The organism is Phycisphaeraceae bacterium (genome assembly GCA_019454185.1).
Classification (GTDB): domain Bacteria; phylum Planctomycetota; class Phycisphaerae; order Phycisphaerales; family UBA1924; genus JAHBWV01.
On sequence record CP075368.1, the window covers coordinates 1,883,829 to 1,896,144 of the forward strand.

Here is a 12,316-nt window from a genome sequence, read left to right on the forward strand (position 1 = left end):
GCCCGCGGCTCGTGGCCACGTGCGCTCATTCCGAAAGTGCCCATCATGGATGGCAACCAGATCCTTCGTGACTTCGCCCGCATCGGCGCCCGCGCCGTCGTCCAGGCCGACCGCAGCAGCTCGCGCCTGCGCCTCGACATCCGCTCGGACCGCAAGGGCGAGTTCTTCCACGTCAGCATCGGTGACGATGTCGCCGTCCGCGCTGTCGACATCAAGCCCGGCATGCGCCATCTCCTCCTCCTCGCCGATCGCCTCGACGCGCCCAAGGACCGCTTCCTCTGCGGCCACGATGAACGCCACTGGTTCGTCGCCGCCGTACCCGGCGAGCGTGGCATCTCCGGTGTCCGCGCCGCCATGGAAGCCCTGAAGCCCGAAGCCGTCCGCGAAGCACAGGCCCGACTCGGCCTCCGCGATGCGGCCCAGTTCCGTCGCAAGAACCGCGCGTTCATCCGCCAGGGTGAATGGTTCTTCGTGCCGACTCCCGACGCTGTGATCGACCTTGACATGATCCTCCGTGACGAGCCGATCTCACGAGGACGTGGCAAGCCCCACATCGTCGAGCGTCTCGCCCGCATCGGCGGCGAGCCGGTTTACGTCTCCCACCGTGCGCCCAACGGGCTCACGCGCGATCAGTACACCTCGCTGATCGCACGCGACCCCCGCGCCCGGAACTCGAACTGGCGCATCATGGTCCGCAACGCGACCGTGTACGCAAACGGACGCGTACGACACCCCGACCACGCCACCATCCACCTCAACGGTTGGCACCGCGTGGAGATGAACACCGAGAGCCGCGCGCCCGCTATGCAGCACGTCGCGTTCCTCGACTGATCACGATCGCGGGTGCCGGTTCGCCAACACCGACTCCGGACGGCTCCCAACCCTCCGGCTCCAACACACCCCCAAGCCCCGGCCGCACACAGTGGCGCCGGGGCTTTCTCTTTTCATTTCCGTGTGACGTGTCAAATGCAAGACTTCACGGATCAAACACCTTGCAACACTCCTCCCTCCTCATGCCGCGGCGTAGCATCTTCAGCCATTCAAGACGAACTTGAATACCTTTCACCCACGCCCGCCAACACGCCCGCAATCCGAACGCCTCAACCCATGGCACGCATTGTCGCCATACTCGCGATCGCAGCCACGCTACGCGGCTCCTCCCTCGCCCAACCCGCGCCCGACTCCCCCCCGATCCAACACACCGCACACCACGACGGCATGGTCTGGATTCCCGGCGGCTCCTTCACCATGGGCAGCACAGATCCCCTCGCACGTCCCGACGAGCAGCCGCCCCACACCGTCAACCTCTCCGGCTTCTGGATCGATCGCACCGAGGTCACCAACGCCCAGTTCCGCGCCTTCATCGAAGCCACCGGCTACATCACACTCGCCGAGCGGCCCGTTGACTGGGAAGAACTCAAGAAGCAGGTCCCAGCCGGAACACCCAGGCCACCCGAAGAGATGCTCCAACCCGGTTCGCTCGTCTTCATCAAACCACGCATCAAGCCAGGTCAAGGCCCGATCCCCGATCTCTCATGGTGGCAGTGGACACCCGGCGCAAACTGGCGTCACCCCGAAGGACCCAACTCCACCATCGACGGTCGCGACAACCACCCAGTCGTCCACATCGCATGGCACGACGCCGTCGCCTTCGCCCAATGGGCCGGTAAACGCCTCCCGACCGAAGCCGAGTGGGAATACGCCGCAAGAGGCGGCATCCCCGGCGCGCCGAACACTTGGGGATCAGAACCCATCGACCCCACACGCGCCAACACGTGGCAAGGCCTCTTCCCCGTGATGAACTCGCGCGAAGACGGCTTCGAAGGCACCGCCCCCGTCGGTTCCTTTCCCCCTAACGGCTACGGACTACTCGACATGGGCGGCAACGTCTGGGAGTGGTGCGCCGACCTTTACGACGCGGGCCACTACGCCGATCGAGTCCGCGCCGAAGCCATCATCTCAAACCCAAAGGGTCCCGTCATCGCCCGCGATCCGCGAAATCCACTCACCGCGGACAGCCGCATCCAGCGCGGCGGTTCATTCCTTTGCAACGACTCATACTGCGCCTCATACCGACCCGCCGCACGCATGGGATCCTCCTCCGACACCGGCATGTCCCACGTCGGGTTCCGCTGCGTCGCGGATGCGCCGCAGACCTCACTCCAAACTGGAGACGACGCACCATGACTGCCCGCCGCTCACGGAGTGAGCCATCTTCGCTCGCGCATCATGCACGCGATCCTCGCCGCATTCCCCACGTCATGTTCGATGTCGAAGTCGACTGGAAGCCCTACCAGGAGATGCATGTCGGCGGCAGTGCCGAGGCCCAGTTCTTCCTCTACCCGCCCACGCTCCACCTCTCCGAGCCCGCCGCTGGCGGATACCCATGGCACAAACTCCCGCCGGGGCTCGAACGCACCGAAGCCGTTCCGTTGACCCTCCAGGACTCAACCCAGCCACAACCGTAACCCACGCACGCGGCTGCACACACGCCGCACCATCAGGAGTCTCATCTTGCTGACAGGATCCCGCATCATCGCCTCAACGCTCATCGCCGCATCCACATTCGCCCCGATCTGCGCAAACGCCCTCCAGCCCAAGCCCGCGGCACACTCCATCACAGATGCCGAGGCCCTCACCATCGCCACCGAGGCCTATTACTACTTCTACCCGCTGATCTCCATGGAGATCACCCGCCGCCAGCTCACCAACATCGATGCGGGCAAGGAACTCGGCCGTGGCCCATCCAATACTTTCGTCCACATGCGGGCATTCCCACCCGCCGACCTGAAGGCGGTCGTTCGCCCCAACTTCGATACCCTCTACTCCTCCGCCTGGCTCGACCTCACCGCCGAGCCGGTCGTCGTCTCCGCTCCTGACACCGCGGGTCGTTACTACCTCCTTCCCATGCTCGATATGTGGTCAGATGTCTTCGCTGTCCCCGGCAAGCGCACGTCCGGCACCGGAGCTGCGTCGTACGTCGTCGTCGGCCCCGGCTGGAGCGGCGTGGTTCCTTCCGGCCTCCAGCGCATCGATGCGACGACACCCCACGTCTGGATCATCGGCCGCACCCAGACCAACGGCCCCGCTGACTACGCCAATGTCCACAAGGTGCAGGACGGCTTCACCATCACACCACTCTCGAACTGGCGCTCAAAGTCGCCCTACACGCCCCCGCCCGTCGTGGTCGATCCCGCCGTCGACATGAAAACCCCGCCCAAGACCCAGGTCGACACGATGAAGGGCGTCCCCTACTTCACGCTCGCCGCCGAGCTGCTCGGCACCAACCCTCCCCACATCACCGACTGGTCGGCCATCGCCCGCATGAGCCGCATCGGCATCGTGCCGGGCCAACCCTTCGACACCGCCGCCGTCGATCCCGCCCTCCTCGATCGCGCTGTCGCCGCCGCTCAGAAGAACATGGCCGACAAGGTGCCGACCCTCGCCCGCGTCACCAACGGCTGGCAGATGAACACCGACACCATGGGTGTCTACGGCAACTACTACCTGAAGCGAGCGATCGTCGCCGCTTTGGGTCTTGGCGCCAATCAACCCGAGGACGCCATCTACCCCCTCTGCATCGCAGATGCCGACGGCAAGCCCCTCGTCGGCGAGAACAACTACATCCTCCACTTCAGCAAAGAGCAACTCCCCCCCGTCGACGCCTTCTGGTCCATCACAATGTACGACGCCGAGGGCTTCCAGGTCGCCAACCCCATCAACCGCTTCGCCATCGGTGATCGCGATGCGCTCAAGCGCAACGCCGACGGCTCCATCGACATCTACATCCAGCACGCCAGCCCCGGTGCCGACAAAGAATCCAACTGGCTCCCCGCCCCCGCCTCAGGCCACATCGGTGTCACCATGCGCCTCTACGCACCCCGCGCCGAAGCGCTCGACGGCCGATGGGTGCCCCCCGCTGTCCGCCGCACAAACTGATACGCTCCCGTCTCCACAGCCGCACATCAACGGCCCTCATGGAGCAGGGCCGACACAGAGGAACCCTGTATGACAAACATCCGCATCGCACTCACGACCCTGCTCTCGATCATCGCTGTCGCGCTCATCTCCGGATGCTCCACAGCCCCCAAGGCCGAGAATCAGGAAGTATTCATCGACGAGGCCCGCGCCGCAACCCGCTGGTTCGAACGCCAGGTCCCCGGCTTGCGCGAGCAGATCAACAACTCCGCCGGATACCTCATCTACCCCGAAGTCGGCCAGTGGGGCATCGTCTTCGGAGGCGGCCAGTACGGCCGCGCCATGGTCAACAAGCCAAACGGCACACAGATCGGCTGGGGAGCACTCAACACCGGCTCCTTCGGCCTCCAGGCAGGCGTCCGCGGCTTCAAAATGCTCGTCGTCATCCAGGACGAAGCAACGATGGAGAAGTTCAAGGCCAACAAACTGAGCGGCTCCGTCACTGGCGTCGTTGTCGTCGCCCAGGAAGGCACCAGCGCGGTCGGACGCTTCGAGAACGGCGTCGCCATCTATCAGGGCGCAAGCTCAGGCCTCATGGCTGGCGTGAACGTTGCCCTCGACTACCTCCGCTACCAGCCCCTCGGCTACACCGAATAAGCAACCCGTCACACGCACACTCACCCCTGGACGCGCCACCTCGCGTCCCGGGACTTCATCCCCGAGCATCGCACGCTCGATTCCCCATCGCCACTCCACACCGGAATGTCCATGTGAAACAACTCACGAACCCGCTTCTCACATTGCTCGCACTCGCCCCGATCGCGCTAAGCACACACGCCCAGACCGATCCTGCCCCTCCAACACCCGCGGACCAGGCCGCAACCGCGCCCTCACCCGAACTCAACGAGAAGAAATGGACACTCTCCTTCGTCACCTACCTCTGGGTGCCGGCGATGGAAGGAGACCTCACCGTGCGGGGGCGCGAAGCCGACGTCAACGTCTCCGTCGGCGACTCCTTCGAGAACCTCGTTGACAACTTCAAGTTCGCCATCACCGGCCACATCGAGGCCCGCAAAGACCGATTCTCCATCTTCGGCGACATCATGTACCTCGCCACCGAAGACGACGTGGACCGGCCCATCATCGGCGACGGCGACATCGACGTCTCACAGGGTTTCTTCGAGGCCGGTGTCGCCTACGCCGTCGTCGACAACCCCGTCAACAACAACAACGCCCGTCGCTTCCGCGTCGAGCCCCTCGCCGGCGTCCGCCTTTACTACCTCGACATGGAGGTCAACTTCGACGCCCTCTCCCGCAACCCCGGACGCGACGAGGTGTGGGTCGACGGCTTCATCGGCGTCCGAACCACCATCGACCTCGCCGAACGCGTCACCGGTTTCGCTCGCTTCGACATCGGAGCGGGCGGCTCCGACCTCGCGTGGAACGTCATCCTCGGCCTCGACGCACACCTCGGAAAGCACAAGCGACTCTCCCTCGTCGGCGGCTACCGCTGGTTCGATGTAGACTACGACGACGGCTCCGGCAACCAGAAGTTCGAGTTCGATGTCCTCATGCACGGCCCCTTCCTCGGTCTCGGATTCACGTTCTGAACCCCAAACCGGCGTGCTCGTGCACGCGCATCGATCCGACCACGACCACGCCGCATACTGCTTCAGAGAAACCAGCGTCGCCCCTCGTTCGGGAGGTGCCGCGCCGCTCAGATCCAGACAGGAGTACCTCATGCGATTCACAGCGGCTCTCGCGGCCATCGCAATGATCCTCGCGATCTCGCTCGCCGCGCCCCCCGGCCATGCACACGCACAGCAGAAGAAGCCCAACATCGTCGTGATCTGGGGCGATGACATCGGGCAGTTCAACGTCAGCGCGTACAACATGGGCATCATGGGCTATCGCACGCCCAACATCGACAGCATCGCACGTGACGGCGCGCTCTTCACCGACTGGTACGGCCAGCAGTCCTGCACCGCCGGTCGCGCCGCCTTCATCACAGGCCAGTCCCCCATCCGCACCGGCCTCACCAAGGTCGGCCTCCCCGGCGCGCCGGAGGGCATGAAGAAGGAAGACCCGACGATCGCCACACTTCTCAAGGCCCACGGCTACATGACCGGCCAGTTCGGCAAGAACCACCTCGGCGACCGCGACGAGATGCTCCCTACCGCCCACGGCTTCGATGAGTTCTTCGGAAACCTCTACCACCTCAACGCCGAGGAAGAGCCGGAGAACCCGGACTACCCGAAGGACCCGGAGTTCAAGAAACGCTTCGGCCCGCGCGGCGTCATCCACAGCTTCGCCGACGGACGCATCACCGACACCGGCCCCCTCACACGCAAGCGCATGGAGACCATTGACGACGAGGTCACCGAGAAAGCCCTCGACTTCCTCGAGCGCGCCAGCAAGGCCGACAAGCCCGTCTTCCTCTGGTACAACTCCACCCGCATGCACATCTGGACCCACCTCAAGGAAGAGTCCGTCGGCAAGACCGGCCTTGGCATCTACCCCGACGGCATGGTTGAGCACGACGCCCATGTCGGCCAGGTCCTCGCAAAGCTCACCGAGCTCGGCATGGACGACAACACCATCGTCATGTACGCAACCGACAACGGCGCCGAGGCCATGAGCTGGCCCGACGGCGGCACCACCATGTTCCGCGGCGAGAAGAACACCAACTGGGAGGGCGGCTACCGCGTTCCCTGCCTGATTCGCTGGCCCGGCGTCATCAAGCCCGGCACCATCATCAACGACATCGGCGCCCACGAGGACATGCTCCCCACACTCCTCGCCGCCACGGGCGACACAACCGTCATCGCGGATCTGCAGAAAGGCCGCAAGATCGGAGAGACGACGTACAAGGTCCATCTCGACGGCCACAACCTCATGCCCGCGCTCCAGGGCAACGCCGCGGAGTGGCCCCGCAAGGACTTCATCTACTGGACCGACGACGGCAATGTCGCCGCGCTCCGTTATGACCATTGGAAGATGGTCTTCCTTGAGCAGCGCGGCCACGGACTCGAAGTCTGGCAAGAGCCCTTCGTGACGCTCCGCTTCCCCAAGCTCTTCAACCTCCGCACCGATCCCTTTGAGCGCGCCGACCACGAAGCCCTCGGCTACGCGCAGTGGCGCATCGACCGCCTCTTCCTCATCGCCCCCGCCGGCGCCCATGTCGCGCAGTGGCTCCAGTCCTTCAAGGACTTCCCGCCGCGCCAGAAGCCGGGAACCTTCAACCTCGAGCACGTGATGGAGGCCATTACCAAGCCGCACGGCGGCAACTGATCGGCCCCCTTCCTCCGGCTCACCGCCCCGCAGCGGAGACGCACCGGGGCGCATTGCTCCCGCCATCCCTCGGAGATTCAGATGGCCGCACGTCACGTCCTCTCCATGACGCTCCTCGTGGTCATCTCCCTCGTCACGGGCTGCCGCTCGAGTGGCTCTCACGCCGCGAACGCCCTTCCATCGTGGAGCGACACACCAACCCGCGCCTCGATCGTCGACTTCGTCGAACGCGTCACCGACAAGAGCACGCCGGACTACGTTCCGCCCGCCGAGCGCATCGCCGTCTTCGACAACGACGGCACACTCTGGGCTGAGCAGCCCATGTATTTCCAGCTCGCATTCGCCCTCGATCGCGTGAAGGCCCTCGCGCCCACGCACCCGGAGTGGCAGACCACCGAACCCTTCGCCTCAATCCTCAAGGGCGACGTCAAGTCCGCCCTCGCCGGCGGCGAGAAGTCCATCGCCGCCATCGTCGCCGCGTCGCACAGCGGCATGACCACCGACGAGTTCAACACCATCGTCAAGGACTGGCTCCGCACCGCGAAGCACCCGACGCTCAATCGCCCCTACACCCAGTGCGTCTACCAGCCGATGCTTGAGCTGCTCGCCTACCTCCGCGCCAACAAATTCAAGACCTTCATCGTCTCCGGTGGCGGCGTCGAGTTCATGCGGGCATTCGCTGAAGAGGTCTACGGAATCCCGCCCGAGCAGGTCATCGGCTCTCGGGGCAAGGTCGCTTTCTCGCTGACCGACAACGATCCCGCGCGTCCCGTCCTCACGAAACTCCCCGACATCGACTTCATCGACGATGGCCCCGGCAAGCCCATCGGCATGAACGCCGCCATCGGCCGCCGGCCCACCTTCGCCGCCGGTAACTCCGACGGCGATCACCAGATGCTCCAGTGGACCGCAGCCGGTCCCGGCGCGCGGCTCTGTCTCCTCGTGCATCACACGGACGCCGATCGCGAGTGGGCCTATGACCGTGACTCGCACATCGGCAGACTCGACAAGGCCCTCGACGAAGCGATCGCCCGCCACTGGATCATCGTCAATATGAGTTCAGACTGGCGAAAGGTCTTCCCTCATCCGTAGTCGTCTCGCGCCGGCGCTCCGTTGCCGCCGCATCCATCCGGTCACTCTCGGGACGTCCCACCATGCCTGACTTCCTCTTCGATCTACCCCTCGCCCTCATCGGCCTCGCGATCATCGTCGCGCTCTGTCTCTACTCGGTCACGGGTCTGCTCCTCGTCCGACGCTTCATCCTCCCCCGCCTCCGCGTGCAGATCGCCGACTCTGAGTTCGGCGGCGCGATGCTCCAGGCCGTCATGGTCTTCTATGGTCTCGCCTCGGCCCTCATCGCCGTCGGCGTCTGGCAGACATACTCCGACACCGCCAAGCTCGTCTCCGGCGAAGCAACCTCACTCGCCGCGCTCTATCGCGACGCGAGCACCTACCCAGAGCCCACCCGCTCGAATCTGCAAGCCGACATCCGCGAGTACACCCGCTACGTCATCGAAGAGGCGTGGCCCCTCCAGCGCAAGGGCGAGGTCCCCGTCGGCGGCGTCGCACGCATCGACACGCTCCAGGGTCATCTCATCGCCTTCCAGCCCGAGACCGAGTCACAGAAGATCCTCCGCGCCGAGGCCTTCCGCGCGTACAACACCATGGTCCTCGCACGCCGCCTCCGACTCGACTCCGTCACCACCGGCCTCCCCGCAGTCATGTGGTTCGTCGTCATCGCCGGCGCCCTCATCGGTCTCACATCCTCCTTCTTCTTCAAGGTCGACGACGCCCGCTTCCAGTCCATCCACGCCGTCCTCCTCTCCACGTTCATCGGCCTGGTCATCTTCCTCATCGTCGCCCTCGACCGCCCCTACCGCGGCGACCTCGGCCTCTCCGCAGAGCCCTACCAGCTCGTCTACGACCAGCTCATGACGCCGCGCGAGTGACAGCTTCGGCTGCTCCGCCAACGCATCCTCCCTACCATCCCGCCCAACTCGTCCCGGGGCCACGTGTCTCAATCTGGCCCTTTGCCATTTGGCCCTTTGGAGCTTTTCACATGCCCACCTCCATCACCATGTCCGGCGGCAAGCTCAACGTCCCCAACGACCCCATCATCCCCTTCATCGAAGGCGATGGCACAGGCCCCGACATCTGGCGCGCCTCCGTCCGCACCTTCGACGCCGCCGTCGAAAAGGCCTACGGCGGCAAGAGAAAGCTCCACTGGCACGAAGTCCTCGCCGGCGAGAAGGCCTTCAACAAGACCGGCAACTGGCTCCCCGAAGAGACACTCACCGCCTTCCGCACACACCTCGTCGGCATCAAGGGCCCGCTCACAACCCCCGTCGGCGGCGGCATCCGCTCGCTCAACGTCGCCCTCCGCCAGATGCTCGACCTCTTCGTCTGCCTCCGCCCCGTCCGCTGGTTCAAGGGCGTCCCCTCCCCCGTGAAGCGCCCCGGCGACTGCGACATGGTCATCTTCCGCGAGAACACCGAGGACATCTACGCCGGCATCGAAATGGCCGCGGGCTCCCCCGAAGCCGCCAAGGTCCTCGCCTTCATGGAGAAGGAGTTCCCCAAGGACTTCAAGAAGATCCGCTTCGGCACCACCGCCGCCGCCGCAGAGTGGCAGACCATGCTCGAAGCCATCGGCGCTCCCAAGCGCGACGCCGGCGTGGGGGGTGCGCCGCAAGTCGGCATCGGCTTCAAACCCGTCTCCTACCTCGGCACCGAGCGCCTCGTCCACTCCGCCATCGCCTACGCCCTGAAGGAGAAGCGCAAGAGCGTCACGATCGTCCACAAGGGCAACATCATGAAGTTCACCGAGGGCGCGTTCAAAGACTGGGCGTACAAGGTCGCGACCACGTTCTTCCGGGCGGACGTCGTCACCGAGCGTGAGTCCTGGATCCTCGGCAACAAAGAGTCCAACCCCGCCCTCACCTCCGAAGCCAACGCCCGGATGATCGACCCCGGCTACGACATGATGACGCCGGACCAGCAGTCCAAAATCGTCAAAGAGATCGAGTCCACCCTCGCCGCCATCGGCTCAACCCACGGCGACGGCAAGTGGAAGCAAAAACTCCTCATCAAGGACTCCATCGCCGACATCACCCTCCAGCAGGTCCTCACCCGCCCCAAGGACTTCGACGTCATCGCCTGCATGAACCTCAACGGCGACTACCTCTCCGACGCACTCGCCGCCCAGGTCGGCGGCATCGGAATCGCCCCCGGCGCCAACATCAACTACATCACCGGCCACGCCATCTTCGAAGCCACCCACGGCACCGCCCCCAAGTACGCCAACCTCGACCAGGTCAACCCCGGCTCCGTCATCCTGTCGGGCGAGATGATGCTCCGCTACATGGGCTGGACCGAAGCCGCCGACCTCATCATCAAGGGCATGGACGGCGCAATCTCCGCCAAGACCGTCACCTACGACTTCGAACGCCTCATGAAGGCCGAGGGCGACACCACCGTCAAAAAGGTCAAGTGCTCCGAGTTCGCCGACGCGATCATCAAGCACATGTGATTCCCAATGAAGCAACGGATCTATCTCGATACCTCCGTGATCAGCGCACTGGGTGACGCACGGGCACCCGATCGTCAGGAACTCACTCGAGAGTTCTTCGATCGGCTGTCGAGCTTCGAGTCCGCCGCGTCCGACATCACGCGGCTCGAAATCGAGCGCACCAAGGACTCGTCCCGCCGCGATGAGATGCTCACGATTCTCGCCCGCTGCAATCACATACTCCCCGCCTCGCCCGAAGCCGAAGCTCTCGCCTCGAACTACCTCGGCGCGGCCATCTTCCCTCCCAGCGTTCCCGAAGATGCCCTCCATGTCGCGATCGCCGTCCTCAACCGGCAAGACGTCATCGTCTCTTGGAACTTCAAGCACCTCGTGAACCAGCGTCGACGCGCCGCCATCGACGCACTCAATCTCTCCATTGGCCTGCCTCCTATCATCATTCTGGCTCCACCCGAAGTCTGACCATGACCACTCCCACGCCCACATCCCCCGCCCACTTCGACTATCCCGCCGCGGCTCGCGACGCGGGCATCTCATCTGCCGATCTCGCCCGCCTCATCCAGCTCTTCGAGCGTGACTACCCCTCCGACCTCATGCTCCGCGAACTCCACATCCTCCGGGCCTGCGAATCCATCCGCGCTGGCCGCGCCACACTCACAACTATCCTCGCCCCACGCGACTCTCGCGTCGCCTGACCCTCCGCCCTGCCTCGCTTCCCCCAAACCCCGCCCTCGCGGGGTTCTTTCATTCCGCTCCACCTTCATCCATTCCCCTCCGTGGTGAACCTCTTCTCCCCCTGTTCGCTCTTCGCTCCTCGCTTCCCCCCTCCCCCACTTCATCTGCCATCCGGCCCTTTGCCATTTGCGTTCTTCGTGTCCGCTTTGCCTCCCACTCTGTCACTCCGTCACTGGGTCACTCCGTCACTTCTTCTGCTATTCTCTCCCCATGCCCACCCGCTCCACCCCACGCTCCCCCCGCCCCCCCCACAGGCCCGTCGAGGTCCACATGCCCACCCCCGACCCCACGCCACCGGGCTCTTCCGGCTCTTCCACTCCGTCACTCCGTCACTCTGTCACTCCGTCACTCTCTCCCCCCCCCTCTCCCGCCTACACCTCTTCTCTTCCCTACGAATCCTCCCGCATCCACGCGGCGTCCATCTACTGCTCCGACGGCCGCCTCGGCGAGCACTTCGACGACCTCCTCCAGCAGGGTCTCGGCCTCCCGCGCTACGACCGCGTCACACTCCCCGGCGGCCCGGCCTGCCTCGCCGGCCACCCCCAGGCCACCCTCGAGGAGAAAGGCGTCATCGACGAGCTCCAGTTCCTGGTGGAAGTCCACCGGCTCAAGCGCGTCGTCCTCATCGCACACCAGGGCTGCGCCTTCTACTCAACCCGCATCGGTCTCAAGGAACCCCGCCTGGAACTCGTCCAGCGCGCCGACCTCGTCCGCGCCGCGGCATACGTCCACCAAGTCACCAACCTCAACAACATCGAGGCCTACTTCGCCCGACTCGTCGGAAACGGCGTCCAGTTCGAGAGGGTGGAGGTGTGAGAACGTTGCCAGTTCGATGAACTCACTGTT

13 protein-coding genes are annotated in these 12,316 nt (G+C 64.8%); all 13 read left to right on the top strand.

Features of this window, described 5'->3' with window-relative positions; genetic code table 11:
- Positions 1-45 precede the first annotated feature (45 nt).
- Positions 46-831: a hypothetical protein gene (locus tag KF838_07990; protein QYK49782.1), complete on the top strand. Its 786-nt coding sequence runs from the start codon at positions 46-48 to the stop codon at positions 829-831.
- Positions 832-1,107: 276 nt separating this feature from the next.
- Positions 1,108-2,187 carry a formylglycine-generating enzyme family protein gene (locus tag KF838_07995; protein ID QYK49783.1) on the top strand — a complete coding sequence of 360 codons (1,080 nt, stop codon included), beginning with the start codon at positions 1,108-1,110 and terminating at the stop codon, positions 2,185-2,187.
- Between the two features lie 74 nt (positions 2,188-2,261).
- Complete coding sequence (locus KF838_08000; protein ID QYK49784.1) at positions 2,262-2,468, top strand: hypothetical protein; 207 nt, start codon at positions 2,262-2,264, stop codon at positions 2,466-2,468.
- A 46-nt stretch (positions 2,469-2,514) separates the two neighbouring features.
- Positions 2,515-3,939, top strand: coding sequence for a DUF1254 domain-containing protein (locus tag KF838_08005; protein ID QYK49785.1), 1,425 nt, complete (start codon positions 2,515-2,517; stop codon positions 3,937-3,939).
- Between the two features lie 69 nt (positions 3,940-4,008).
- Entirely contained in the window at positions 4,009-4,575 is a 567-nt protein-coding gene (locus tag KF838_08010; protein ID QYK49786.1) for a hypothetical protein, read from the top strand.
- 113 nt (positions 4,576-4,688) lie between these two features.
- Positions 4,689-5,528 (top strand): hypothetical protein, encoded by an 840-nt coding sequence (locus KF838_08015; GenBank protein QYK49787.1) that lies wholly within the window; start codon positions 4,689-4,691, stop codon positions 5,526-5,528.
- A gap of 130 nt (positions 5,529-5,658) precedes the next feature.
- A complete protein-coding gene (locus KF838_08020) occupies positions 5,659-7,209 on the top strand; it encodes an arylsulfatase (protein ID QYK49788.1) in 1,551 nt (516 codons plus the stop codon).
- 81 nt (positions 7,210-7,290) lie between these two features.
- Complete coding sequence (locus KF838_08025) at positions 7,291-8,301, top strand: haloacid dehalogenase-like hydrolase (protein ID QYK49789.1); 1,011 nt, start codon at positions 7,291-7,293, stop codon at positions 8,299-8,301.
- Positions 8,302-8,363: 62 nt separating this feature from the next.
- Positions 8,364-9,158, top strand: a complete 795-nt coding sequence (locus KF838_08030; GenBank protein ID QYK49790.1) for a DUF4239 domain-containing protein — start codon at positions 8,364-8,366, stop codon at positions 9,156-9,158.
- 110 nt (positions 9,159-9,268) lie between these two features.
- Positions 9,269-10,738 carry an isocitrate dehydrogenase (NADP(+)) gene (gene icd, locus KF838_08035; protein QYK49791.1) on the top strand — a complete coding sequence of 490 codons (1,470 nt, stop codon included), beginning with the start codon at positions 9,269-9,271 and terminating at the stop codon, positions 10,736-10,738.
- Positions 10,739-10,744: 6 nt separating this feature from the next.
- Positions 10,745-11,197, top strand: a complete 453-nt coding sequence (locus tag KF838_08040) for a hypothetical protein (GenBank protein QYK49792.1) — start codon at positions 10,745-10,747, stop codon at positions 11,195-11,197.
- A gap of 2 nt (positions 11,198-11,199) precedes the next feature.
- On the top strand, positions 11,200-11,430 hold the full coding sequence (locus KF838_08045) for a hypothetical protein (GenBank protein QYK49793.1): 231 nt from the start codon (positions 11,200-11,202) through the stop codon (positions 11,428-11,430).
- A gap of 310 nt (positions 11,431-11,740) precedes the next feature.
- Positions 11,741-12,286: a hypothetical protein gene (locus tag KF838_08050; protein ID QYK49794.1), complete on the top strand. Its 546-nt coding sequence runs from the start codon at positions 11,741-11,743 to the stop codon at positions 12,284-12,286.
- The last annotated feature ends 30 nt before the right edge of the window (positions 12,287-12,316 follow it).